The following is a 25,180-nucleotide window of genomic DNA, read 5'->3' as shown; positions in this document are numbered from 1 at the left end:
AAATTAAAAAAGCCAGACTTTCCAGTCTGGCTTTTTTATTATCTGATTCTTAAAAAGGATGCAAAGTTGAGATCTGGCTCAAAAACAATAGCAAACTCCAACTACAATTTTCCTCTAAAACTTAACATTAGATATATCAGTTGAGTAAATAAACAAAAGAGCAACAATGTCTGCATGCGCCATACCGTTTTTTGTTTATTTTCTGTACGTGAAAATAGCATCAACATCAATAACCATTGAGTTCCAATCCAGTATAAAGGTTGCCAAGTAAGCATCTGTAAAACACTAACCATTAAAGGAACTAATAAAATTGTATTTCTGATTAGACATAAAATAAGCGTCAAACAGATAGCCAGCGCTCCAAACTGTAACCAACTACTATAAAGCAGATTAGATAAATAACCGTTGCTTTTAAGTCTATTGCGCTGATGAAGCATAAACACCGAACCCAACAGCACATAAACTGGCATCAGAAATAAATTTAACGGTTTAAACAAACCAGCAATACCCGGCAATACCACACTACTCATAGCTGCCAAAATCACCCAAATGGTTAACGCAGCAGCCAGCCAGCCATAAAATTGATATTTACAACATTGCCACACAAACAGGACTGCATAAATCATTACAACCGCATAAATGATTAATGTAGTCATCAGTGTACCAGTTTTAGCAGACGTGCCAGTACCACGGCCATATTTTCTGCCATATAGTTTACCCATTCAGTAGCCATATCCGATGTGAAATGAGCTTCATCCTCATGGCCGACTATCAAAATTGCTAGCGTCTGTTCCTGCCAGCGCAATGGCAGTTGTAAAAAGCTTTCCAGACGAGGCTGTACGGGCAATAATTCCCGTAAAACAACCACAGGTAAGGTACCACATATGGGCTTATTCAGTTTTTTTGCTACAGCTTTAACCTTATCATCTGCCATTAAAGAAGCAGGTATACGCACACTTTTAGGTGCTTCGGTAACAATTTTCAAGGCGAAATCAGGTAATACAAATTCGTTTTTCAAGCCATCGTGAATTGCCCTTTGCCATTGAGCGACTGTATTTACCAAGAGCAGGCGTCGGTCGAAAGCCATGAACTTAGCCATCAAAGTATGATTAGCATCCGCTTCTCCCAACATCTGTACCAATTGTGAAGCCATTTTTTCCGTTTTACGCTGCATAAACTGCATCCGGCCCTGCTGGAAAGACATTATCTTGCTTTCAATAGGTCGCAGGTTAAACTCTGCTGCATGTTCGTACAGCCACTCTGGCTGAGCATGTAAAAACGCACGTACATCTGCTTCTTTGATACTCATAAATAATCAATCTCCCCATCAAAAACACTCTGGGTCGGCCCTGTCATCCATACATGAGCATCAGGTTGCTGCTGCCAACTGATTAATAACTGCCCCCCAGTCAAATTAACTTCTACCGGTTCATCATCGCCCAGTAATCCCAAACTGATTCCGGCTACAACTGCAGCACAGGCACCCGTACCACAGGCCTGAGTTTCTCCAACACCTCGCTCAAAAACACGCAGACGAATCCTGCGTGGTGCCACAATCTGCATAAAACCGACATTAACGCGTTGAGGAAACTGTTTGTGGTTTTCAATAGCTGCTCCCAGCCGGTGTACAGGTGCTTGCTCAATATCTTTCACCACTATCACCGCATGCGGATTGCCCATATTGACACAGGTAACACTAACAGTCTCATTGCCGATTACAAGCTGATGGCTGATACTACGAGCATCATCCTCATCAATAGCGGTAAACGGAATTTGCTCCGGAGCCAACAACGGCACACCCATGTCTACTGTTACCAAACCATCATCGGTTAAACGGGGCACAATCACACCGCCAGCTGTTTCTACCACAATCTGCTTTTTACTGGTTAATCCTTTATCATAAACGAAGCGGGCAAAACACCGTGCGCCATTTCCACACTGTTCCACTTCAGAACCATCTGCATTGAAAATCCGATAGCGAAAATCAGCTTCTGCTTGTCGTGGTGCCTCAATCAGAAGAAGCTGGTCAAATCCAACTCCGGTATGCCGTTGTGCCCATGCGGCAATTGGTGCTGTCCTCGGGTTAAATTTCTGGTTGATACCATCAATAACCATGAAATCATTACCTAAGCCATGCATTTTGGTAAATTTTAACTTTGTCATAAGCCGCCCAGTTTATTATTCCAGCAGATAGGCGACTATGATACCGATTTATCTTGATAACGATAAGTTCTGAACACCAATAAAATCAAAAATCTTTACATTTATATGATTTAAAAAATAACTTAAACTGTGATTTTTTATACTTCATCTTTTGAATCAGATTCAGTATAAACCGCTAATAATATATATTCTGATATAAGAAATAGTATTAAAAAAATGAAAATCATCTGATTATTGAAACACTGAATACTATCAGCCTATTATTTTTTATAAATATCAGCATATATACTAAATATTTTTGCTTGATTATTTAATGTTTTCAATGAAGTAATCGATAAAAACTCTAAGTTTTGCTAAATTCCTATTTGACTCTGGGTAAAGAAAACAAAATTGCCATGTATGATTAATAGAATATTCAGGTAAGATTTCTACCAATTTATTACTCTGCAACTCATTCTGCACCGCAAATTTAAATAAATGTACAATTCCACAACCATTCAATGCAAGAACCTTAGTCGCCAGAATGCTGTCAAACACTTGGATATGATTCGAATAATGAAAATCCCTTTTTGAATGATTATCTACAGAATTCCATAAGAATTTTTTGTTATTTTCGCTTATGCTGAAATTGATACACTGATGATTTTTAATATCTGAAGGCGATTGTATCATGCTGTTGTTAGACAAATATTCAGGACTAGCAAACAGACCGGATGTAGCATCATGCAATTTTTTTTTAATTAAAAAGGGCTCAAGTTTGGTCTCAGGCTGAATCAACCTCACTGATAAATCATAAATTTCAGCCACAAAATCAATATTTCGATTAGTTACATGAAAATCTAGCTTCAGTTTTGGATATTGTTCACAAAATTTATTTAAATATGGCGCCATTTTATAGTTAAAAAAACTTTCTGGAACACTGATTTTCAGTCTTCCAGCTACAGACTCTTTTTGTTCTTTAAGCTCTCGTTCAATACTGATTAATGATTCTAAAATTTCAGAGCATTTTTTATAATAAATTTTCCCCTCTGGTGTTAATTTGATTTTACGTGTATTTCTACTGAATAATTCAATACCAATTCTTTCTTCAAGCCTTTTAATAGAGCGGCTTACAGCAGCAGGTGTAATATTCAAATACTCAGCAGCAGCTGAGAAATTTTCATTTTCAGCTGCTACGAGAAACAGTTCAAGACTAGCTAAATTCATACCCTGTAAATGGTTTTTCATTTCAACAACTAAATATCTGCTTGATTTTGACGCATATAGAGATTATTCATTATTAATGCTATAAGCGTAACTGCCATTCCCAAAACTTCAATATACGAAACATGATGCCCTTGCAAAAGGCCAATAATGTACGATATAACGGGTACCAAATTAACAAACAAAACTCCATTGATTGTGCCTAGCGCTTTAATACCTGCATTCCAGCTGATAATCACTAAAGTAGTTATAACCAAAATAAAAATATCAAATTTACTGGCTGCCATTGCCTGAAAATTCGGATAACTGGCATAACCTAATGATGTTGCCGCTATAGTAATGAATATTATACTCAGTGTTCCTAAGGAAGAGCTTAAAGCAGTGACACGTAAAGCACTCCAGCCATATACTGAAATCATAATATTGGCAAAATAGGTATATATTACCCAGCAGATAGTGGCTGCCAATAGTAGCAAATCACCGATAAAGCTAGATGAAGCCCTCAAATGACTAAAATTACCATTAGTAATTACCAAAACAATACCAGTAAAAGCTAATAGCATGCAGAAACTAGTTTTAGAATCTGGGAAGCTACGATGAATAATGCATGTTAGCGCAAGCGATAATAAAGGCATCAGAGCTAATATAATCGTTGCATGTTCTGCTGAAGAATAACCTATTCCAATAAACGTGAGAAAATTTAGTCCTGCAAAGCCGATACTTCCAAAAAACCAGAGTAACAAGGTTTTACCTTCAGTTTGATAACTTTTTTTACCTTCTAGAATGATTAAAATCACACTGACAAGCATTGCCCCCAAAACATAACGAATAAAAGTAAGATAATAGCCATCAATACCTGAAGATACGGCATGTTTGGATGCGGGATACATAATTCCCCAACCAATTACCGTAATCAATAGATATACAATACTTCTGCAACTAAATTGTCTGTTAATACCCATGTCTTTTATCCTGAAATAAATTGTACTGCATATTGTTATAATTCATTTCAAGTAAAAGAACATTATAGAGCGAGTAATAAGTCTTATTACATAAAGTAACATCAAACAACTTTAAGATCCAGAAAATCAACAATAGGCCTGTAATTGATTCAGATAAGCGTATATCGAATATACATTTATTTGCATCTCTCGCTACTCAAATTGCTTACAGATTCATAACCGGCGGCTGCACCAGCATCAGCACTATCGGCAAGGTAATCAAGCTTAATACCGTACTGAAAAAAGTAGCAGAAGAAACTAGTTGTGGTTTGGTGTTGAATTGTACAGACATCAATGTAGTATTGGCTGCTGTCGGCATGGCAGCAAGAACAATTAATATTTTTTTTGCCATCAGGTCTAGCGGCATAAAATACACCAGCAGCACAGCCCACAAAGGCGATACTATCAATCGGAGTATCAACGCAAAGCTTATTTTGGGCAGTTCAATCTGCTTAATATGTAATGTAGCCAGCTGCATACCCAAAATAAGCATAATAACAGGAATAGAAGAATCTCCTATCATTCCCACAGCCAGCAGAATTTCTTTACTGAGTGGAATATGCAGTATCTGAAATATCAAACCTAACAAAGCACCATGTACAATCGGCATGCGTAATACTTTTTTCAAAACCGTGCGCTGGCTGATGCCTTCAACATCATTGCTGCCTTTTGCTGCAAAATAAGTGCCTAATGTACTCATAACAAACTGTTGCAGTACCATCAGAATCACAGCGATATCAAAACCTGCACTGCCGAAAAATACCAGAATCACCGGTGTACCGTAGTTTCCATTATTCATAAAACATGATGCCAAAATCAAGGCGCAATTATCCTGATTGCGGTAATGACAAATTTTCGACCACAGATACACCAGCACAATCAGTCCGATACACAAAATCAATACATAGAAAGCATAATAAGCATAAGCAGAAGTAAGCTGATGGCTGTAAAACGTTTTGAAGGCCAGAAAGGGAGAAAGGATATACAAAGACATTTTCGATAATCCGGCTATATCGAATTTAAGGATTTTCTGACCAATGAATCCAGTAACAAAAATTCCGAAAACCGGTAATAAAATCATCAGAAAATGCATAATATATCCTTACCGATAAACAGATATCGGATTGTCAATATGTCTGAAAAATTTTAGAAATTCTTAATCTGGCAGCGCTCGTACATAATGGCAGCAATGTGACTATGGTTTAAAACCAGTTAACCAGATAATCTCGCCACAGCGCCAGCACCCATAAAATTGCCAGTAGTAACATGGTTAATAATTGAGCAGCCGATGCTGTATCTTTAGCCCGTTTGGCCAGCGGATGTTTTGCCAACGAAGTATGGTCGACAGCTGCTTCAATAGCCGTATTAAAAAGCTCTACAATCCAGCTTAAAAACGAAGCCATAATTAAAACCATACGCGTCAGGATGCCAAAATCCAATACAAAAACCAGCACAATCAAAATTCCATTTAACCACAACAGCTGACGAAAAGCCGATTCGCTGCAAGCCGCTTTCAAACCAGCCAGAGAGTAACCATAGGCGTTGAATATGCGGCGTATACCGGTTTTACCTTTAATAGTATTGGCATACTGCTTATTATTTTCCGGCATGATAATATTATTGTCCTTTTAAAATCGGATATGGCTGCACAAGATTTTTTAAAGCGGGGAACCATATAAACGTGCAGCTTCTTCAACAGCATCGGCAAATATAGCAGCCACATCACAGTCAGTTTGCTTGCTAATTTCTTGAAAACCAGTCGGACTGGTAACATTGATTTCCGTCAGATAATCACCAATCACATCCAGTCCAGCCAGCAGAATACCTCTGCGTACCAGTTCCGGAGCCAATGTTTCAGCAATTTGCCTATCTCGTTCACTCAGTGGCTGCGCCACGCCATGGCCACCTGCAGCCAGATTGCCTCGTGTCTCGCCCTGCTGTGGAATACGTGCCAATGCATAGGGAACAACTCGCCCACCAATAATTAATATGCGTTTATCGCCATGAACAATTTCTGGAATATAACGCTGTACCATAATTGTACGGCTGTCTAAACGCATCAGCATTTCCAGAATACTGCTGATATTAGGGTCATTCTGCTGCAAGCGGAAAATCCCCATACCCCCCATACCATCCAGCGGCTTAATAATGATATCGTGGTATTCATGCAAAAAAGCACGCACATCTGCTGCACGGGTAGTGACCAAAGTCGGAGCAGTAAACTCTGTAAAATCTAAAATAGCTAGTTTTTCATTGAAATCGCGCATAGCCTGCCCGCTGTTATAAACACGGGCACCTTGTTTGGCAGCTAAAGTCAGTAATTGAGTCGCATATAAATACTGCATATCAAACGGCGGATCAGTACGCATGATCACTGCATCGAAACTGTTTAGCCGATATTGCTGTTGAGACAAAAGACTAAACCAGCAATGGTCATAATCATCCCTGGCTTCGGTAAATCCAAATTCGCTAGCCTCTGCCACAACATATTCTTGCTGAACACTTAGCTGGCTGGCTAATGTGTGAAACAATGTCCAGCCTCGTGCAGCCATTTCCCGCATCATGGCATATGTGGTGTCTTTATAAGTTTTGAAGCCAGCCATTGGGTCGGCTATAAACAAGATTTTCATTATATTTACCTACAGATAATTTAACCGGCTCAAAATCTACTTCCAGCCGGTTAAACCAGTACTTTATTTTAATGAACGAATGCCTACTGCTTCACGTACTTCCTCTAGTAGGGGTTTTGCCTGTGCACGTGCTTTTACCGCACCTGCCTGCAAAATATCCTCTATCAATGAGGGCTCTGCCATTAGCTGAGTAAATCGCTCACGCTTTTCAGCCAGCTCTTCATTGATTTTTGTTGCTAGCATTTTTTTAGCTTCGCCCCAAGCCAGACCTTCAGCAAGCATCTGAGTAAAGCTGCTCGTTTCTGTCGGTGTAGAGAAAGCTTTATAAATATCAAACAAAGGGCTTTCATCAGGCTGTTTCGGTTCGCCCGGTTCTTTCAGATTGGTAACAATCTTATTTACCGCTTTCTGCAATTTCTTTTCCGGTTCAAATAATGGAATGGTATTACCGTAACTTTTGCTCATTTTTCGGCCATCCAGACCAACCAATGTTTCCACATTGTCATCTATTTGAGCTTCGGGCAAAGTAAACAAAGGCTTGAAACGATGATTGAAACGGCCTGCTATATCACGCGCCATTTCCAGATGCTGAATCTGATCACGCCCTACCGGTACCTTATCGGCATTAAATATCAGAATATCTGCACTCATGAGCATCGGATAACAGAAAAGCCCCATTTCAATGCCGTGATCTAGGTCCTCCTGTCCTTTTTCAGCATTTTCCTGTACGGCTGCTTTATACGCATGGGCACGGTTCATTAGTCCCTTAGCTGTATTGCAGGTCAGAATCCAGTTCAGTTCCATTACTTCGGGAATATCAGTCTGACGGTAAAAAGTTGTACGCTCAGGATCAAGACCACAGGCCAGCCATGTTGCAGCTACAGCTTTGGTTGATTCGTGAACTTTTTCCGGATCATGACATTTAATTAAAGCATGATAATCAGATAAAAAAAGGAAAGATTCCACATCTGGATTCTGGCTCGCCTGAATAGCCGGACGAATAGCACCCACATAATTACCCAGATGCGGTATGCCGCTGGGTGTAACACCAGTTAAAACGCGCGTTTTTTTCATTATGAATCGTACTTTATAAAATTAATATTATTTTGAAACAAAATTTTCTGCTTACTCTAAATAACGTTGCAGTGAGAAAGTCTGAATGATAGAAGTAAATCAAACCGCTAGCTCAGGCATATTTTCCAGCTCTATAGCTGCAGCCAGCAACGATAATCTGGCCAGTACACCATACACATAAAGACGGACACTTTCACAATCACTGGCCTGACTAACATTCTCTGTCTGCACGATACCCAATTGTTCCCACGGCTGAAATTCGCGTTTGCTGGCAGTATCTTCTTCCGTAATCTCAGTTTCCGGTGAGACAATATTGCAGTGCAATGGTACAAAATGCATCCCTATAGCATTCAGATTTTCGTCTGGTCCGCGTCCCTCATGCACACGGTAAAAGCCACCGATTACAAACCGGTCCATCATATAAACCACAGGTTCTGCGGTAGCACCATGCAGTGTTTCATAAGTATAAATACCTTCCTGCACAATCACTTCACTGACTTCCAGACCTTCTTTGATTTTAGCCATTTTATTACGTTTTTTGCGATTGAGGCCACGCACCTCCTCTGCCGAATGAACACTCATCACCCCCATACCATAAGTACCGGCGTCGGCTTTAACAATCACAAACGGTTTATCCTGAATGCCCAGTTCATCATATTTATTCTGAATACGTTGTAAGAGACGTTCCACAGTATCTGCCAGACGGTTTTCACCTTCGTGGCTGGCAAAATCTAAACCACTACATACTTCATAATATGGATTAATCGTCCACTCATCTATGCCTGCCAGTTTGGCAAACTCTGCTGCCACTTGATTATATGCATGAAAATGGGTACTTTTTCGCCTCGTGGTCCAGCCAGCTTTTAATGGTGGCAATAGTTTCTGTTCCAATCCCTGAAGAATATCTGGTACGCCTCCTGACAAATCATTGTTCAGCAAAATCATACAAGGAGTGAAACCATCTGCTAGCTGTAATCGATTACCCTGCCGCAATACTGGCTCGAGAGTAATGTGGTCACCAAGCGCCGTTTCTAGTGTGGTAATCTGAGTAATTTCGGGATTAATTGTACCAATTCGCACATTTAATCCCACATGACGCAATATAGAATAGAGTGCGTAAACATTTTGCAGATAAAAAGTATTGCGCGTATGGTTTTCAGGTATCAGCAAAACAGACTGTGCTTCTGCACAGGCACGTTCCACTGCATCCTGTGCCGCTACAGAAGCCAAAGGCAAAAAAACAGGATTCAGGTTATTAAAACCACCCGGAAACAGATTCATGTCAATACTGGCAAGTTTATATCCGCTGTTACGAATATCCACCGAACCGTAAAAAGGAGCGTGGTGATGTCGCCATTGGGTACGAAACCATGATTCAATCTGCGTCTGTTTGGCTAAAATTGCCCGTTCAAAATTCTGCAATTCCAAGCGATGCGCTGCGGCCACATCAGGTAAACTCATATTTCAGTCCTTTCTACATATATATGCTGCATTACTTAGTGCATATAGTGGTCATTATTATAACAACAAACGCCAGATTAACAGAAAACAGCAACTATAATCGTTTTCAAACAGACATTCAGGACATCTACACTTGCAAAAAATAGACAATAAGTCCAAAAATATTCATTTAATTACATTCAAATCTGAATATTTTATATTTTTAGACAAAATGCTTGTAAATCCTTCTTAACAGTATTAAGATGCTTCACACATAAAACATAACAAAACAAAGCTAGTACAATGAAAGCACAAACCCTGTATGAAAAACTGTGGAATAGCCATATTGTCCAACAACAGGCTGATGGCACAGTTTTACTCTATATCGACCGCCATCTAGTACATGAAGTCACCAGCCCGCAAGCTTTTGAAGGACTGAAGCTGGCTCATCGTCCATTGTGGCGCGAACAAAGTATAGTTGCTACTGCTGATCACAACACCCCTACAGACCACTGGGACAAAGGCATCACCGATCCTATTTCCAAGCTTCAGGTCAATACACTGGATAAAAACATACACGACTTTGGTGTAGAAAAATATTATCCATTCAAAAATATCAATCAGGGTATCGTGCACGTAGTAGGCCCCGAACAAGGCGCCACTTTACCAGGTATGACAGTAGTCTGCGGAGATTCACACACGTCCACCCATGGTGCTTTTGGTGCGCTGGCTCATGGCATCGGTACATCAGAAGTAGAACACGTCATGGCCACACAGTGTATTACTGCCAAAAAATCAAAAACCATGCTGATTGAAATTACCGGCACGCTAAAACCTTGTATAACCGCCAAAGATATTGCTTTATATATTATTGGCCAGATAGGTACTGCCGGAGGCACTGGTTATGCAATTGAATTCGGCGGTGAAGCAATCCGCAATTTATCAATGGAAGGTCGAATGACCCTTTGCAACATGGCCATCGAAGCAGGAGCCCGTTCAGGCCTTGTAGCAGTTGACCAAACCACAATCGATTACATCAAAGATCGCCATTTCGCACCTAAACGTGAATTATGGGAGCAGGCTGTTAGTTACTGGAAAACACTGGTCTCAGATGCAGGAGCCAGCTTTGATAAAACTTATCATTTTAATGCGGAGGACATCGAACCACAGGTTACATGGGGAACCTCACCAGAAATGGTAATTGCAGTAAATCAACAAGTGCCCGACCCTGACGCAGAAACGGATCCAGTAAAACGGGAGGGTATGCAGCGGGCACTGCAATATATGGGCTTAACTGCCGGTACACCAGTCAATGAAATTCCAGTTGATGTTGTATTTATTGGTTCATGCACCAACGGAAGAATTGAAGATTTACGCATTGCTGCCCAAGTAGCGAAAGGACGACATAAGGCAGATAATGTTAATCGGGTATTAATAGTACCCGGCTCAGGAAGAGTCAAACAACAAGCTGAAGCAGAAGGGCTGGATAAAATTTTTACAGCCGCAGGTTTTGAGTGGCGTGAACCAGGCTGCTCAATGTGCTTGGCTATGAATGCAGATCGATTACAGCCACATGAACGTTGTGCTTCAACTTCCAATCGTAACTTTGAGGGCCGTCAAGGGAACGGCGGTCGCACTCATCTGGTCAGCCCTGCCATGGCAGCAGCTGCAGCAGTCACTGGCCATTTTACTGATGTGCGACACATATAAAGTGAATAACTTGCAGTTTTAAGCCAGCAAGTGCATGATAAGCATGTAGTTCTGATTGAATGTGTTAATTATTATCTTTGTTGAAGGAGTAAAGCATGAAAAAAATGTTGTTAATTGCTGCAATGGTTATGGCTGTACTCTCTGGTTGTCACACAATTCATGGCGTAGGACAAGACGTCCGTGCTGGGGGTCAGCATCTGTCCAACGCAGCTAGTCGATAATATTACAAGGATAAAACCATGAAAAAACTGATGCTCTTAAGCGTTGCCATTGTTGGTTTTCTGGCTGGTTGTCATACAGTTTCCGGCGTTGGTCGTGATATTTCTGCCGGTGGTCAGGCAGTAAGTAATGCTTCAGACAACGTACGCTCAGAAATGTAACTGCATGCAAGCCCGACAGGGCTTGCACTAAATTCAATCATTAACTACACACATACTGAATCACCCGCATGAAATCTTTTACAACTCTTACGGCTCTGGTAGCACCGCTTGACCGCGCTAATGTAGACACAGATGCCATTATTCCTAAACAATTTTTAAAATCAATCAAACGCAGTGGTTTCGGCCCAAATGCTTTTGATGAGTGGCGTTATCTTGATCACGGTGAACCGGGTATGGACAACAGCAAACGTCCCTTGAATCCGGATTTTGTACTCAATCAGCCACGTTATCAGGGTGCACACATTCTGCTGACCCGTAAGAATTTTGGTTGTGGTTCAAGCCGCGAACACGCACCATGGGCTCTAGATGATTACGGTTTTCGCGCCATCATTGCACCATCTTTTGCAGATATTTTTTTCAACAACTGCTATAAAAACGGTCTATTACCCATAATTTTGCCCGAAGAAGTAGTGGATCAACTTTTTCATGAAGTTACTTCTCATGAAGGCTATCAGCTCAGCATCAATCTGCCCGAACAAACCGTTACCACACCCAGCGGTCATCATTACTATTTCGATATCACCGAACACCGCAAACATTGTCTCCTCAATGGTCTGGATGAAATCGGCCTGACCTTGCAACATGCGGATGCTATAAAAGCTTATGAAAGCAGCCACAAACAACAACAACCATGGCTGTATCAGTCCTGACTCCATAGAAACCTGTTTCGTTTTCATACACTAAAAATAAATTATTACTGAGTGCCAATCAGTGGCAGTCAGACAACATTCAGAAAGAATAAAATGAGTAAACACCTTGCTATTCTTCCGGGGGATGGAATCGGTCCGGAAATTATTGCTCAGGCCGTCCGTGTTTTAGACAAACTGATTGCAGAAGGACTAGATGCAGATTATCAATATGCTCCATTAGGGGGTGCTGCCTATGATGAATACGGCCATCCTTATCCAGAATTTACTCAAAAAATCTGCCGCGCTGCAGACGCAGTGTTGCTTGGTGCAGTCGGTGGTCCACAGTACGACAGCCTTGAACGCCCACTGCGTCCCGAACGCGGACTACTTGCCATCCGAAAAGATCTCAACTTATTTGGCAATCTACGTCCAGCCATACTCTATCCTGAGCTGGCCAATGCTTCTACCCTAAAACCAGAAGTAGTATCTGGTCTAAATATTTTGATTGTGCGTGAACTAACCGGCGATATCTATTTTGGCGAACCACGCGGCATTCATACCTTGCCAAATGGCGAACGCGAAGGTATTAACACCATGCGTTACAGCGAAAGTGAAATTCGCCGTATCGGTAAGATTGCCTTTGAGGCAGCACAAAAACGCAATAAAAAACTTTGTTCAGTAGATAAGGCCAATGTATTGGAAACTACCGAGTTGTGGCGTGAAATCATGACCGATATGAATAAAGATTACCCTGATGTCAGCCTTAGCCACATGTATGTCGACAATGCAGCCATGCAACTTGTAAAAGCACCTAAGCAATTTGACGTTATTGTAACGGGTAACATATTTGGTGACATTCTTTCCGATCAAGCTTCTATGCTGTCCGGTTCCATAGGTATGCTCCCTTCAGCATCGCTCAACGAAACAGGTAAAGGCATGTATGAACCGTCACATGGTTCTGCACCCGATATTGCTGGCAAAAATTTGGCCAATCCGCTTGCCACCATTCTTTCACTAGCGATGCTGATGCGTTACAGCCTAAATAATGAGCAAGCCGCATTTAGAATCGAACAAGCAGTAGGCAAAGTATTGGCACAAGGGCTACGTACTGGTGACATCTATGAAGAAGGCTGCCAGCGTGTTTCATGCAGCCAAATGGGTGATGCTGTACTGGCTGCACTATAAGTCAATTGCACAAGCGCTTCAAATTACGTATATTTAACTTAACAGAGCATGCCAACTCTCTGTTAAGTTATTTTTTGTACAGCTGTTTTCTTTACTGAAATCGAATATCTTGAGCTACCGTTTAATACAACCAGCGCAACATCAAACTACAAACCTGCCTGCCGGCAGCTTGCCCGCACATCATGTTGGCTGTCCTTGCTGTGGCTTGTCATTAACTATTCCTGCTCTAATACCTGGCGAATCTGCCGAATGTCCGCGCTGCCAGCAGCGACTGGTTCGCATAGAAACTCACCCTCTTGATACTCCGATAGCATTTGCCATCGCCTCACTAATTATCATGACAATTGTATATACACAACTGTACATGACTATAGACATGCTTGGCATTCATGTTGACCTTACCATTCCCTATATAATGGGTACTTTAGCCCAGCAGGACTATTCAATACTGGCAGAAGTAATGTTTTTTCTCACTTTTGGTTCACCAGTTCTGTTTCTACTGCTGTGCCTGTACGTATATACCGGACTGCGTTATCAGCAAGTTCTACCTGGTATGCTGTACGCCACAAGAACACTAGTACGCCTGCGCCATTGGATTATGATAGACGTTTTTTATATAGCCACACTGGTGTCATACATTAAAATCAGTGCCATGGCACAAATGCATTTTGGGTTGGCATTCTGGTTTATGATGGTTTTAGCTATTCTATTGATTCGCACTTCTCAAGGCGTACCTGAACATTGGATTTTTTATCAGATACAGCGACTTACCGGAAACGATCCTACCAGACAAATCTACAGCGACCACACCATTAATTGCAATTACTGCTTGTTTGAACAACCAGATACCCAAAATGTCTGCGGTGTGTGTGGCTCTTATCTGAGCCGGCGCAAACCTCTCAGCCTCAGTATCAGCATGTCCTTTTTATTGGCTGCCATTATTTTTTATATTCCGGCCAATTTATTACCAATGATGATCACTCGTTCTCCAGGTACCAATCTTGCCAGCACCATTCTTGATGGTATCGAATACATGTGGAGTGATGGAGATGTATTTATCGCCGTCGTGATATTCAGTGCCAGTATGGCCATTCCTGTGCTTAAAATCATTTCTATGCTGATACTGCTCTATTCTGCAGCCTATCACCCGCTGATGTCCCCTCGCCGTTTAACCATTCTATATCGCATTACTGAATCAATTGGACGCTGGTCTATGATAGATATCTTTGTAGTAATCATACTGATGTCCGCATTCTCTACACCACTTGCCCACGTAGCGCCGGGTTCAGCTACCATATATTTCTGCGGCGTAGTAATCCTGACCATGGTCTCGGCACTTAGTTTCGATCCACGCTTAATCTGGGATGAGCAAAACAACAAGCCCAGCATCAAAACAGCGCAATAAGGCATACATCATGAGCCAAACCGAAAACGAAAACGAAACAACGCAAACTACAGCAATTGTAAAGCATAAACCTCCATTCAATGTACTGGTATGGATTATTCCTGCCCTAGCCTTACTCACTGGCGCATGGCTACTCATACAACATCTTCGCCATACAGGACCGGAAATTACCTTATATATCAATGATGCTGATGGAATTGCAATCAACTCAACAGAAATTAAAGTATTAAATGTTACGGTAGGCAAAGTCACATCAATCAGCATCAGTCCGGATGAAAAAGGTGTACAAATCAAAGCCAAAATGAATGCCGATGTCAAAAATATGCTGCGTAAAGATACACAGTTTTGGATAGTCAAACCACGCATCGATCAAAGCGGCATCACCGGACTGAACACACTGGTATCGGGTTCCTATATTGCCTTTACGCCTGGGCACAGCAAAGAAAAAGCTGAAACGTTTACCGTAGCAGATTTACCACCTGTTAGCGCCATTTCTCAGAGCGGCATCCGTCTGCGCCTTAAGGGTCACAGTGACAAACTGCTTACCCCCGGTAGCCCTGTTTTATATGGTGATATCAGTGCCGGCCAGATAGAAAAGGCCTATTTTGATCCCAAAGACAACAACGTTCACTACCAAATATATATCAACAGCCCTTACGACAGCCTTATTGGTGATAAAGTCAAATTTTGGCTCCAAACCGGTGTGCAGGTTACCGCATCTGGCGGCGGCGTCCATATCGACTCAGCACCATTACCTGCTCTTTTATCCGGTGCCATCGTATTTAAAACTATGTTTGAAGGCAAAGGTACACCTGTAGGCAATAATACAGAATTTACTCTATACAACAGCGAACGAGAACTAGACAACCTGCCTACCAAACGCGCCCAATATTACGTTGTTTTCTTCCAGCAATCCGTACGTGGCTTAAGTGTCGGGGCTCCAGTAGAGTATCAAGGCATTAATATTGGTTCCGTTGCCGACGTACCCTATTTTGCACTCAATGACAGCCATAAACTCTTTCAGCATGGCTGGGTACCCGTTCGGCTGCGTATCGAACCCGGGCGCATGGAAATTAATGCCAGTAAACAAGATGACAAAATCTGGCAGCAGCAAATTCAGCAGGCACTTAATCACGGTCTTTCTGCCTCGCTAGAAAAAGACAACTTAATCACTGGTAATCAATACATCAGCCTCACACAGGCTCAACCGGGGGAAACACTGCTCAAACCGCTCACACGCTATCAGGGATACACCGTTATCGGCAGCAATCGAACCGGATTAGATATGATTCAGAATCAACTTTCTGCCTTACTGACAAAACTCAATAACCTACCGATAGAACATTCCATGAAACAGCTGGACAGCACACTAGCACAGCTAAAAACCACACTGGCCAGCGCAGACAAACTGCTGGCACAGAATAAAACCCAGCAACTACCAGCAGAGCTTACCGCCACCTTGAAAGAATTGCGCACCACTCTGCAAGGTGTTTCCAGCACATCCCCACTTTATGGTGATATTCAGCAAACCCTGAAAAGTATAGATACTACTCTTAAAGAAGCACAGCCAACCTTGAAAACCCTCAGACAGCAACCAAACGCCCTTATCTTCAACCGTCGCGGCCATGATCCTGAACCTAAAGGAGCCAGATAATGAAAATCATACTATCACTTGTATGCACTGCTGCTCTGACCCTCACCGCGTGTGCTGGCACACCAGTGACCTATTATCAACTACCAGGCAGCAATTATCAGTTGCCCACCACAAGCCAGCGAATACCGGTACAGATAAAAGTTGTTCTGGCAGAACGACTCAATCAAGGTAATCTAGTGTATCAAGACAGTCCAACCACCCTTCAATTTACCCAGACACATTTATGGGCAGACGACTTGAGCAACGAAATCAAACTGGTTCTGGCTAATGAACTAAACAAAAAAAGCGAGCGATATTGGTTTACACCAGAAAACAAAACCAAAGCCACACTCACCGTATACATCCAATCTTTTCAGGGTAGCTATGATGGATATATAAACATCAATGGTTACAGCAGCTGGCAAGGAGCAACTGAAAACAACAAAAATTTCAATATCCATATTCCGCAGCAAGGTAATGGCTACAGCAACATGGTTAATGCACTAGCACAGGGACTATCCAACGTAGCACAAACCATAGCCCCTGCTGACTAAACTTATTTTCTCTTATCATTCGCACAAATTCGGCCAGTAAAACTATTGTTTAACTGGCCGAAATGCTTAATCGATTGTTTAAAAACATTGACTACACTAATTCATATTATCTATAACTTCAGTTAGAGCAAACCACAGAATGTCAACCGAGGGTATAACTGAAAAATTAAATTAAAAAATTCCTGCGAAAGAAAATCAGTCTATTTAAAGCATCAAACAATTTCATCGCCAGACAAGAAGAAAGATTTATAATAAAACACTTATTTCTTTTGAAAAAAAGCCATGAAACCTTTTATCGTTTCACAGATAGCCTGCTTCTTACTTTGTGCCTGTAGCATAGGAGTGCCTTCCAACGTCGCCATAGGTATAGGCGGAGGTAATCATAATTTCGGACTAGGCACGTCAATATATTTTCCTATTAAAACCAAGCCAATACCTGCAGAACCGCCTGCCATAGCAGGTACCGAAAAAAGCAGCCCTCCTACTGCCACTCCATCTGCTTCAAACAAGAAACAACCAGCAAGATAGCCTGTTTGGCAATACTGGCATTAAACTTAACAATCAATAAAACATAAACAAAATACCAAAGAGATAGACACTGCAAACTCAAAAAACACTTCCAAATCATGTAAATTCATAACAACATCAATACCTATGCCACAAAAACAAAATAGCTTTTAGACAAATTATGCCTAAACCGTATAAACCGTGCTAAACTCAACAGCAACTTAAATTAATTACTCAAAAATCAGAGTAAAACCTATGGCTGGCAATACTTTCGGGCAAATTTTTACTGTTACCACCTTTGGTGAAAGCCATGGTGCCGCACTTGGTTGCGTGATAGATGGGTGTCCGCCTGGAATGAATCTAAGTGAATTTGATATTCAACAAGATCTTGACAGACGAAAACCAGGCACTAGCCGCCATGTCACTCAGCGTCGTGAAGAAGATACTGTCGAAATACTTTCTGGTATATTTGAGGGCAAAACCACTGGTACACCCATCGGATTATTAATCAGAAATACCGATCAGCGTAGTAAAGATTATGGCGCTATTGCCCAAAGCTTTCGCCCCGGACATGCTGATTACACTTACTGGCACAAATACGGTATTCGCGATTTTCGTGGTGGTGGGCGTAGCTCTGCTCGCGAAACTGCCGCTCGAGTCGCTGCTGGTGCCATTGCCAAAAAATGGCTACGCGAACATTATCAAACTGAAATTGTTGCCTATATTACCCAAATTGGCGAAAAAAAAATACCATTCGAAAACGAAAGTTTTATAAACAACAATCCTTTTTTCGCTGCCAATCAGAGCCAGATTGAAGAACTGGAACAATACATGGACAGCATCCGCAAAGCCTGCGACTCTATCGGAGCTAAACTGCATGTTACTGCCCGTAATGTTCCAGTAGGTTTAGGCGAACCTGTATTTGATCGACTGGATGCCGATATAGCCCATGCCATGATGAGCATCAACGCCGTAAAAGGTGTTGAAATCGGAGCCGGATTTGAAAGTATTTGCCAAAAAGGCAGCGAACATGGAGACGAACTGACACCCGAAGGCTTTCTATCCAACAATGCTGGCGGTATACTTGGCGGAATTAGCAGTGGCCAAGATATTCACATTAATCTAGCCATCAAGCCTACCAGCAGCATCGCCACACCGCGACACTCTATCGACATTCATGGTCAACCAGTTATACTCGCCACCCATGGTCGCCATGATCCGTGTGTAGGTTTACGCGCCGCGCCGATTGCAGAAGCTATGCTTGCACTGGTATTGATAGATCATGCTTTACGCCATCGAGCCCAGAATGCGGATATACAGGTAAATACACCAAATATTGCCCATCATAACCAATAGCCCACCAATATCTAGATGTAATTTTTATAGCCATCCATACATGTAATGAACTGAATCATCAACTGATTAATTCCAATTACTAAAGTGGCCGTAAACAACAAGGAAGTAACTATATGAGTCAAGAAACCGCTTTGGGTGCAGCCCTCAAATCAGCTGTACAAACCATGAGCAAGAAAAAACAAACTGATATGATTGCCGAACATATCTACCGTAAGTACGACGTATTCAAACATTTCAAACCATTGGCAATTGGTATTGATCAGGACTTAATCACAGCACTGCCACAATATGATCCAGCATTGATTGCGCGTGTACTAGCTAATCACTGTCGCCGGCCACGTTATATCAAATCTTTGGCACGCGGCGGCAAACGCTTTGACCTGAATAACCGCTTCAAAGGTGAAGTTTCACCAGAAGAACAAGCCATTGCTAAGCAACATCCCTCGATGCAAACCACCAAACCAGTTGCAGACAATACTTCAATCACTGAAAAAGAAGTTCTAGAACCTGGCCAAAGTATCGATAGCGAACAAACACAAAACTAGTACTACATATTTAACACACGAGCTTCATGCTCGTGTTTTCATATTATGCTCTTTGATAGCCACTGCCACCTTAACCATAGCCCACTTATTGAGAACCTGACTCAAGTGCTGCAGCTGGCTGCCGAAAAAAACATCAGCCACTTCCTCGTGCCAGCAACCAATCCTGACGACTGGATAGCCTCCCTTAATTTGGCACAATCTCAACCTTACATATACGCAGCAATCGGCATTCATCCATGGTATTTAGACAGCTTTAGCGATACTGCAATCGACAATCTGGAAAATTTGCTGCTTCAGCATTCACAAGCCTTAATTGGCGAAATCGGACTTGATTATGTTCATGCTGAAAATATAAATGATAAAAACCAACAAATTAACTGTTTCGAAGCCCAATTACAATTGGCCAAAACAACTCAGCGACCAACAATCATTCATCATGTACATGCTACAGCTGACTGTTTGCGCAGCATTAAACGCTGTGGTTTTACCAATGGAGGTATTGCACATGCATTTTCTGGAAGCATAGAAGAAGCGCAGGCATGGATTAAACAGGGTTTTCTAATTGGTGCCGGTTCTCTGCTTTTGCGCCCACAGGCTAAAAAAATACGCCAAATCGCCACATTGCTTCCTTTACAGCATCTGGTCATCGAAACAGATGCACCCTATATGTCCCCTAACCCTCAACACAGCAACAGTCCTGAGCATTTACTTCAGATAGCTAAAATCATAGCCAACTTGCGTAACATGCATTGGCAGGATATCGCCACTATCACCACTCAAAATATGTTTAAATTATTAAATATAAATTAAACTCTTATTTACAAAGATAATGTATTTAATCACTCATCTGGTACAGCCAGATCTTACTTAAATGCAATGAATTATAATTTCCAAACATGCTACACCCCGATTCCTCTGTAATTTTATGCATTTATTATTAAAATAAAGAACCCGCAGATAAACTAAATCATTTAAAATTAAACAAGGGGAAAATCTCCCCCTTGTTTAACTAAAATACTTAGATTAAAAATTGACTTGTGCACTGATATTATAGCGGCGTCCATCCAAAGTACGGCCATAATCTTGCTGATCAACTCTTTTATCAAAAATATTATAAATCCCACCACTCAGAATCAAATCTTTCCGAGGTTTATATACCAGTCCAGTATCCACAAAACCATAAGAAGGCTTACCAATCGCCATAGAAGTACGTGACAAATAATCTGAAGTACGACTGCGGAAATTCCAGCGCGCCCAACTAGAAAATTTTGTATTCGCATTCCAATTCAGCGTGGTATTGAACATATGTTTCGGCATCTCATTTAGCGGTTTACCACTAAACTGCCCACTTTTTTGCTCACTCCGAGTAAAAGTATAATTAGCAGACCAATCTACTTTAGGCGTAACTTTCCAGCCAAAAGTTGCCTCAATACCGCGCAAGAGCGCCTTATCCACATTTTCACGCTGACTTATGAAATCAAAATACTCATTTCGCCATGAGCAAGCATTTGAACCAGCCTTACCCTGACAAGTACGTACTTCTGTTATTTTATTTTTAAATTTAGTGTGATAAGCAGTCACCCCGCCGGACAAATTACGGTTATTATCCCAATTAAAACTGATTTCAAAATTATCTGATTTTTCTGGTTTCAATTTAGAATTACCCACAATCATCCCATTAGAATAACCACCACCAGTTGCCTGTCCCCAGCCATCTGACGCAGCTCGTAACGCCGGCGCCTTGTAGCCACGGGAATATCCTCCTTTAATCGTCCATTTTTCATTCGGCGTCCATACCCCATACAACTTCGGTGTTAACTCCGAACCATAATTTTCATCATGATCAAGACGTGCCGCACCAGTTAAAGCAAAAGTTGGCACAATACGCCACTCATCCTGACCAAAAACTGCCCAAGAATCACGCTCTAGTTTTGTTAACCTTCGTCCATTAATAATCAACTGATTACCGGAATCATTAAGCTGCTCTCGCTGCCATCTGCCACCAATACTTAGCGTATGCCGATGCAAGCGAAACTGAGTTTGCGTATTGAAAATAGTATTTTTTTCATGCATATCACGAGACGGGTTATCATTTTCCTCTCGCTGAACATATGATTGAGTATCAATATTTTCATAATATCCACGATGAGTGACACTATATTGATTACGGTCATATAGCGTATAGTCATCAGTTGGTTTAGCTCCGCGTCGCGGAGTCGGATCGATCGTTTTACCGACCTTACCATTACGATTCTGCAGACTGCGGCTGACTTCAAAATCAACCGTGTTACTATCATCAGGCGTCCAAGACAGCACAAAATCACCATTGCGCATACGCTGTTCTTTATAGCCACCAATAAACTTATCCTCATCCCGATGAGAATATCCTGCATTGGCTCGAATACCCAGACGCTCTTTAATCAGAGGACCGGAAACATACACACTACTTTGCAATATATTGCCACTATTGCTGTGCTGCTGAATCGTACCATCTGCTTTCACCGATCCTGTCCAGTCAGCAGCCGTTTTTTTCGTAATAATATTAATTACACCACCCATCGCATCAGAGCCATATAAAGCCGAAGCCGGTCCCCGAATCACTTCTATTCTCTGAATTGCAGATATGGGCGGCATCCACCCCTGTTCAATCCCCGGCCCATCAGAATTCGGGCGCACACCACGCGAATTTACACGCTTACCATCTATCAGCAACAGCGTATACGCGCCTGACATACCCCTGATACTAATGTCCTTAGTACTGCCGCCACCGGTTATCACCACACCCGGAACATCTTGCAAAGCATCAGTCACATCATGGTACTCTTTAGTTTCCAGCTCCTTAGCATTAATTACTGTAATTGAAGCTGCAGCATTTTTTGCCTGTTGCTTAAAACCAGATGCAGTCACCACTACATCAGCCAAATCCGCCTCCGCGGCATATAATGGAGAAACCAAAGTAGGCAGAAGCGCCAGCGAAAAAGAATGATGGACGAGTTTGCGCATACAAAAAATAGACTCCTGAAAAAGATCACGCCAAAAAAAACGCTTAAACTAAAGCGTTACATTTACATAATGATAATAATAATCATTATGTAATTTAACATAAATAAACAATAAAAGCATTAAATTTATTGACAAAGCATCAATCAGAGCTACAACAAAGAAAGCAAGAATGACTATCTCAGCCTCAATGAGCGCAATTAGAAAGGCAGCACAGCCCAGAAGATTCGATATTTTTATTTAAAACAAATCAGTTTTATTTATCTAAATGAGAATAAATAAAAAATCCCTGAATAAATCAGGGATTTTTCAAAAATGGCGGAGAGTAAGGGATTCGAACCCTTGATACAGGTTTTGCCCGTATACTCCCTTAGCAGGGGAGCGCCTTCGACCACTCGGCCAACTCTCCGTAGAGAAGTGCGAACTATACCCAATCGATGCTTTACTGTCAAACAATATTCGCGGCAAAACAGCCAGAAATATTAGAACAATTTCTAACACACTAACAGTAAAAGATATTTTCTTTTCGATAAAATCCATCATCAGCTTCATAATTTTATTACATAAAGCAAATACCTCCATAGCACAGACAATTCCAGCAAAGTATCAATCTCAAGCTAAAACTATTCCAATACAAATAGTAAAAACGATATTTTGTATTAACATAGCTACACGCCTAAAGGGTCAAAATTTGCTGCACTATACAAAAAAATGCTTTCCAAATTTCAGCCTGTCTTATCCAAGTGTAAATTACCCTGTTCTCATACCAAGGCTTCGGTATAATACCAAGCTTAATTACCTTAACCTGCTAATCATTGACAGGCCTGTTGTTTGTACAATTTATCGCACAACAATACAAAAATTTAAAAAATCTGGAGACTTGCATGAGTGCAATCATTGACATCTTTGCGCGTGAAATACTCGATTCACGTGGTAACCCTACAGTTGAATGTGATGTTTTACTAGAATCAGGCGTAATGGGCAGAGCCGCAGTACCGTCTGGTGCTTCAACCGGCGAAAAAGAAGCATTGGAACTGCGTGACGGAGACAAACAGCGTTATCTTGGTAAAGGGGTATTACACGCTGTAGAAAATGTTAATAATGAGATTGCACAAGCATTAATTGGCATCGATGCCAGCGAACAAAGCTACATTGATCAGATTATGATTGATTTGGATGGTACCGAAAATAAGGGTCGCCTTGGAGCCAATGCTACCCTCGCCGTATCACTGGCTGTCGCCCGTGCCGCTGCAGAAGATGCTGGTTTACCTTTATACAGATACATCGGTGGAGCCGGACCCATGTCTATGCCCGTGCCCATGATGAATGTTATTAATGGAGGTGCACATGCCAACAACAGTTTGGACATTCAAGAATTCATGATTATGCCGGTAGGTGCAGAATCTTTCCGTCAAGCTCTGCGATGCGGTGCAGAAGTTTTCCACCAGCTGAAAAAATTATGCAACGACAAAGGAATGTCTACTTGCGTTGGTGATGAAGGCGGCTTCGCACCCGATCTGTCCAGCCATGAAGAAGCAATCAAACTGATACTGTCTGCAGTAGAAGCCGCAGGCTATGAACCCGGCAAAGACATCGTTCTGGCTTTAGATTGTGCATCTAGTGAATTCTATAAAGATGGACATTACCAATTAACAGCAGAAGGACTGAACCTGACCAGTGCGCAATTTGCAGATTATCTTACAGAACTGGTGAACAAATATCCGATTGTCTCAATCGAAGATGGTATGAGTGAACACGATTGGGATGGCTGGAAATTATTAACAGAGCGATTGGGCAAAAAAGTACAGTTGGTAGGCGATGATTTATTTGTCACCAATCCCGCCATTTTAAGCGAAGGCATTGCTCAGGGACTAGCTAATTCATTACTCGTTAAAGTTAACCAGATTGGTACCTTATCAGAAACACTAAAAGCTGTAGATCTGGCGAAACGTTCAGGCTATACCAGTGTAATGAGCCATCGTTCAGGTGAAACTGAAGACAGCACCATTGCTGACTTAGCCGTGGGTACCAACTGCATGCAAATTAAAACTGGTTCCCTGTCACGTTCCGATCGAATCGCCAAATATAATCAATTGCTGCGAATTGAAGAAGAACTAGGTAGCGCTGCTTATTATCCAGGTAAAAAAGCCTTTTATCAGCTGGGCTAAAACGGATGTAGGCAAAACTGATAGGCAAATAAGATGAAGTGGGTAACCTGGGTACTGTTATTGGCACTGGCCAGTTTGCAATACGACCTGTGGATGGGACATGGCGGCTGGCAAGACATGTGGAAACTGGAAAAAAGTGTTGTTGCGCAAAATTCCAGTAATGAAGCATTGATACAACGCAATCGTGCCCTCACTGCTGAAGTTAAAGATCTTGCTGATGGAAAAGATGCAATCAACGAAATGGCTCGCGATAAACTGGGATATATACAAGAAGGCGAAGTATTTTACCGCTTTGTACCCTCTGGAACGCTCACAACCATAACTGATACATCAGCCACCATACCCACAAGATGACATATCAATAATTACCCAGGTAAACAGCTTTCATTAATGAAAGCTGTTTTTATTAACAGATATGATATGTCATTTAATTTGTATCAAATCTAAATTTCATATTACCAAATTCAGTTGTATACCTACGACAGCTACTAGCCATTTCAGGTCGATATTAAAGCATAAAGCAGTAATATAGATAGC

Annotated in this window: 25 protein-coding genes and 1 tRNA gene; 14 read left to right on the top strand and 12 right to left on the bottom strand. The window is 41.5% G+C overall.

Translation table 11 applies throughout. From position 1 onward, the window contains the following. Window positions 1-101 precede the first annotated feature (101 nt). From J3U67_RS00265 to gshA, 10 genes are all read right to left on the bottom strand, one after another. Window positions 102-656 (bottom strand): hypothetical protein, encoded by a 555-nt coding sequence (locus J3U67_RS00265; RefSeq protein WP_267391121.1) that lies wholly within the window; start codon window positions 654-656, stop codon window positions 102-104. Further along, window positions 656-1,309: a DUF484 family protein gene (locus tag J3U67_RS00260; protein WP_267391120.1), complete on the bottom strand. Its 654-nt coding sequence runs from the start codon at window positions 1,307-1,309 to the stop codon at window positions 656-658. Before J3U67_RS00260 ends, J3U67_RS00265 begins: the two co-directional genes overlap by 1 nt. Further along, window positions 1,306-2,163 carry a diaminopimelate epimerase gene (dapF, locus tag J3U67_RS00255; RefSeq protein ID WP_267403268.1) on the bottom strand — a complete coding sequence of 286 codons (858 nt, stop codon included), beginning with the start codon at window positions 2,161-2,163 and terminating at the stop codon, window positions 1,306-1,308. The genes J3U67_RS00260 and dapF overlap by 4 nt, the downstream gene beginning before the upstream one ends. Before the next feature lie 306 nt (window positions 2,164-2,469). Then, a complete protein-coding gene (locus tag J3U67_RS00250; RefSeq protein WP_267391118.1) occupies window positions 2,470-3,390 on the bottom strand; it encodes a LysR family transcriptional regulator in 921 nt (306 codons plus the stop codon). 8 nt (window positions 3,391-3,398) lie between these two features. Further along, window positions 3,399-4,328 (bottom strand): DMT family transporter, encoded by a 930-nt coding sequence (locus J3U67_RS00245; protein ID WP_267403266.1) that lies wholly within the window; start codon window positions 4,326-4,328, stop codon window positions 3,399-3,401. 205 nt (window positions 4,329-4,533) lie between these two features. After that, complete coding sequence (locus J3U67_RS00240; protein ID WP_100141283.1) at window positions 4,534-5,460, bottom strand: AEC family transporter; 927 nt, start codon at window positions 5,458-5,460, stop codon at window positions 4,534-4,536. Window positions 5,461-5,569: 109 nt separating this feature from the next. Next, window positions 5,570-5,977 carry a diacylglycerol kinase gene (locus J3U67_RS00235; RefSeq protein ID WP_100141284.1) on the bottom strand — a complete coding sequence of 136 codons (408 nt, stop codon included), beginning with the start codon at window positions 5,975-5,977 and terminating at the stop codon, window positions 5,570-5,572. 48 nt (window positions 5,978-6,025) lie between these two features. Then, window positions 6,026-7,000 (bottom strand): glutathione synthase, encoded by a 975-nt coding sequence (gshB, locus tag J3U67_RS00230; RefSeq protein ID WP_267391189.1) that lies wholly within the window; start codon window positions 6,998-7,000, stop codon window positions 6,026-6,028. A gap of 60 nt (window positions 7,001-7,060) precedes the next feature. Continuing rightward, window positions 7,061-8,071, bottom strand: a complete 1,011-nt coding sequence (gene trpS / locus J3U67_RS00225) for a tryptophan--tRNA ligase (RefSeq protein ID WP_100152044.1) — start codon at window positions 8,069-8,071, stop codon at window positions 7,061-7,063. Between the two features lie 99 nt (window positions 8,072-8,170). Next, window positions 8,171-9,532, bottom strand: coding sequence for a glutamate--cysteine ligase (gene gshA / locus J3U67_RS00220; RefSeq protein ID WP_267391114.1), 1,362 nt, complete (start codon window positions 9,530-9,532; stop codon window positions 8,171-8,173). 282 nt (window positions 9,533-9,814) lie between these two features. Between gshA and leuC the strand changes: the two genes are divergently transcribed. The 12 genes from leuC to J3U67_RS00160 all read left to right on the top strand — a co-directional run bounded on the left by leuC (window position 9,815) and on the right by J3U67_RS00160 (window position 20,285). Then, a complete protein-coding gene (gene leuC / locus J3U67_RS00215) occupies window positions 9,815-11,221 on the top strand; it encodes a 3-isopropylmalate dehydratase large subunit (RefSeq protein ID WP_267391113.1) in 1,407 nt (468 codons plus the stop codon). A 95-nt stretch (window positions 11,222-11,316) separates the two neighbouring features. Next, on the top strand, window positions 11,317-11,442 hold the full coding sequence (locus tag J3U67_RS00210) for an entericidin A/B family lipoprotein (protein WP_100141289.1): 126 nt from the start codon (window positions 11,317-11,319) through the stop codon (window positions 11,440-11,442). Window positions 11,443-11,460: 18 nt separating this feature from the next. Further along, window positions 11,461-11,601: an entericidin A/B family lipoprotein gene (locus J3U67_RS00205; RefSeq protein WP_100141290.1), complete on the top strand. Its 141-nt coding sequence runs from the start codon at window positions 11,461-11,463 to the stop codon at window positions 11,599-11,601. A gap of 68 nt (window positions 11,602-11,669) precedes the next feature. Beyond that, window positions 11,670-12,311 carry a 3-isopropylmalate dehydratase small subunit gene (leuD, locus tag J3U67_RS00200; protein ID WP_100152041.1) on the top strand — a complete coding sequence of 214 codons (642 nt, stop codon included), beginning with the start codon at window positions 11,670-11,672 and terminating at the stop codon, window positions 12,309-12,311. A gap of 93 nt (window positions 12,312-12,404) precedes the next feature. Next, window positions 12,405-13,475, top strand: a complete 1,071-nt coding sequence (gene leuB, locus J3U67_RS00195) for a 3-isopropylmalate dehydrogenase (RefSeq protein WP_267391112.1) — start codon at window positions 12,405-12,407, stop codon at window positions 13,473-13,475. A gap of 109 nt (window positions 13,476-13,584) precedes the next feature. Continuing rightward, window positions 13,585-14,880, top strand: coding sequence for a paraquat-inducible protein A (locus J3U67_RS00190; protein ID WP_267391111.1), 1,296 nt, complete (start codon window positions 13,585-13,587; stop codon window positions 14,878-14,880). A 10-nt stretch (window positions 14,881-14,890) separates the two neighbouring features. Continuing rightward, the gene (gene pqiB, locus J3U67_RS00185) at window positions 14,891-16,534 is read left to right on the top strand and encodes an intermembrane transport protein PqiB (RefSeq protein ID WP_267391110.1); all 1,644 of its coding nucleotides are present in this window, start codon (window positions 14,891-14,893) and stop codon (window positions 16,532-16,534) included. Next, window positions 16,534-17,067: a PqiC family protein gene (locus J3U67_RS00180; RefSeq protein ID WP_267391108.1), complete on the top strand. Its 534-nt coding sequence runs from the start codon at window positions 16,534-16,536 to the stop codon at window positions 17,065-17,067. Before pqiB ends, J3U67_RS00180 begins: the two co-directional genes overlap by 1 nt. Window positions 17,068-17,349: 282 nt before the next feature. Beyond that, window positions 17,350-17,595, top strand: coding sequence for a hypothetical protein (locus tag J3U67_RS00175; RefSeq protein ID WP_267403264.1), 246 nt, complete (start codon window positions 17,350-17,352; stop codon window positions 17,593-17,595). 234 nt (window positions 17,596-17,829) lie between these two features. Beyond that, window positions 17,830-18,930 (top strand): chorismate synthase, encoded by a 1,101-nt coding sequence (aroC, locus tag J3U67_RS00170; protein ID WP_100152036.1) that lies wholly within the window; start codon window positions 17,830-17,832, stop codon window positions 18,928-18,930. 113 nt (window positions 18,931-19,043) lie between these two features. Beyond that, complete coding sequence (locus tag J3U67_RS00165) at window positions 19,044-19,475, top strand: ProQ/FINO family protein (RefSeq protein ID WP_267391105.1); 432 nt, start codon at window positions 19,044-19,046, stop codon at window positions 19,473-19,475. A 45-nt stretch (window positions 19,476-19,520) separates the two neighbouring features. Further along, the gene (locus J3U67_RS00160; protein WP_267403263.1) at window positions 19,521-20,285 is read left to right on the top strand and encodes a TatD family hydrolase; all 765 of its coding nucleotides are present in this window, start codon (window positions 19,521-19,523) and stop codon (window positions 20,283-20,285) included. Between the two features lie 213 nt (window positions 20,286-20,498). Here J3U67_RS00160 and J3U67_RS00155 read toward each other — a convergent pair whose 3' ends face one another. After that, window positions 20,499-22,478 (bottom strand): ligand-gated channel protein, encoded by a 1,980-nt coding sequence (locus tag J3U67_RS00155; protein ID WP_267391103.1) that lies wholly within the window; start codon window positions 22,476-22,478, stop codon window positions 20,499-20,501. A 313-nt stretch (window positions 22,479-22,791) separates the two neighbouring features. Beyond that, window positions 22,792-22,884: transfer RNA gene (locus J3U67_RS00150), tRNA-Ser, on the bottom strand. 475 nt (window positions 22,885-23,359) lie between these two features. On the opposite strand from J3U67_RS00150, the gene eno reads away from it, so the two are divergent. Continuing rightward, window positions 23,360-24,643: a phosphopyruvate hydratase gene (gene eno / locus J3U67_RS00145; protein WP_100141299.1), complete on the top strand. Its 1,284-nt coding sequence runs from the start codon at window positions 23,360-23,362 to the stop codon at window positions 24,641-24,643. 33 nt (window positions 24,644-24,676) lie between these two features. Continuing rightward, window positions 24,677-24,997, top strand: coding sequence for a cell division protein FtsB (gene ftsB / locus J3U67_RS00140; protein WP_267391102.1), 321 nt, complete (start codon window positions 24,677-24,679; stop codon window positions 24,995-24,997). The last annotated feature ends 183 nt before the right edge of the window (window positions 24,998-25,180 follow it).

It is taken from the genome of Snodgrassella sp. B3837, assembly GCF_026535955.1.
In the GTDB taxonomy this organism is placed as follows: Bacteria; Pseudomonadota; Gammaproteobacteria; order Burkholderiales; family Neisseriaceae; genus Snodgrassella; species Snodgrassella alvi_E.
Note: the sequence above shows the minus strand (reverse complement) of the source record. Positions and strands in the feature narration are given on the sequence as shown.

Coding starts and splice junctions, on each gene's coding strand:
- J3U67_RS00265 (WP_267391121.1), bottom strand. CDS start 656: ATGACTACATTAATCATTTATGCGGTTGTAATGATTTATGCAGTCCTG.
- J3U67_RS00260 (WP_267391120.1), bottom strand. CDS start 1,309: ATGAGTATCAAAGAAGCAGATGTACGTGCGTTTTTACATGCTCAGCCA.
- dapF (WP_267403268.1), bottom strand. CDS start 2,163: ATGACAAAGTTAAAATTTACCAAAATGCATGGCTTAGGTAATGATTTC.
- J3U67_RS00250 (WP_267391118.1), bottom strand. CDS start 3,390: ATGAAAAACCATTTACAGGGTATGAATTTAGCTAGTCTTGAACTGTTT.
- J3U67_RS00245 (WP_267403266.1), bottom strand. CDS start 4,328: ATGGGTATTAACAGACAATTTAGTTGCAGAAGTATTGTATATCTATTG.
- J3U67_RS00240 (WP_100141283.1), bottom strand. CDS start 5,460: ATGCATTTTCTGATGATTTTATTACCGGTTTTCGGAATTTTTGTTACT.
- J3U67_RS00235 (WP_100141284.1), bottom strand. CDS start 5,977: ATGCCGGAAAATAATAAGCAGTATGCCAATACTATTAAAGGTAAAACC.
- trpS (WP_100152044.1), bottom strand. CDS start 8,071: ATGAAAAAAACGCGCGTTTTAACTGGTGTTACACCCAGCGGCATACCG.
- gshA (WP_267391114.1), bottom strand. CDS start 9,532: ATGAGTTTACCTGATGTGGCCGCAGCGCATCGCTTGGAATTGCAGAAT.
- leuC (WP_267391113.1), top strand. CDS start 9,815: ATGAAAGCACAAACCCTGTATGAAAAACTGTGGAATAGCCATATTGTC.
- J3U67_RS00210 (WP_100141289.1), top strand. CDS start 11,317: ATGAAAAAAATGTTGTTAATTGCTGCAATGGTTATGGCTGTACTCTCT.
- J3U67_RS00205 (WP_100141290.1), top strand. CDS start 11,461: ATGAAAAAACTGATGCTCTTAAGCGTTGCCATTGTTGGTTTTCTGGCT.
- leuD (WP_100152041.1), top strand. CDS start 11,670: ATGAAATCTTTTACAACTCTTACGGCTCTGGTAGCACCGCTTGACCGC.
- leuB (WP_267391112.1), top strand. CDS start 12,405: ATGAGTAAACACCTTGCTATTCTTCCGGGGGATGGAATCGGTCCGGAA.
- pqiB (WP_267391110.1), top strand. CDS start 14,891: ATGAGCCAAACCGAAAACGAAAACGAAACAACGCAAACTACAGCAATT.
- J3U67_RS00180 (WP_267391108.1), top strand. CDS start 16,534: ATGAAAATCATACTATCACTTGTATGCACTGCTGCTCTGACCCTCACC.
- J3U67_RS00175 (WP_267403264.1), top strand. CDS start 17,350: ATGAAACCTTTTATCGTTTCACAGATAGCCTGCTTCTTACTTTGTGCC.
- aroC (WP_100152036.1), top strand. CDS start 17,830: ATGGCTGGCAATACTTTCGGGCAAATTTTTACTGTTACCACCTTTGGT.
- J3U67_RS00165 (WP_267391105.1), top strand. CDS start 19,044: ATGAGTCAAGAAACCGCTTTGGGTGCAGCCCTCAAATCAGCTGTACAA.
- J3U67_RS00160 (WP_267403263.1), top strand. CDS start 19,521: ATGCTCTTTGATAGCCACTGCCACCTTAACCATAGCCCACTTATTGAG.
- J3U67_RS00155 (WP_267391103.1), bottom strand. CDS start 22,478: ATGCGCAAACTCGTCCATCATTCTTTTTCGCTGGCGCTTCTGCCTACT.
- eno (WP_100141299.1), top strand. CDS start 23,360: ATGAGTGCAATCATTGACATCTTTGCGCGTGAAATACTCGATTCACGT.
- ftsB (WP_267391102.1), top strand. CDS start 24,677: ATGAAGTGGGTAACCTGGGTACTGTTATTGGCACTGGCCAGTTTGCAA.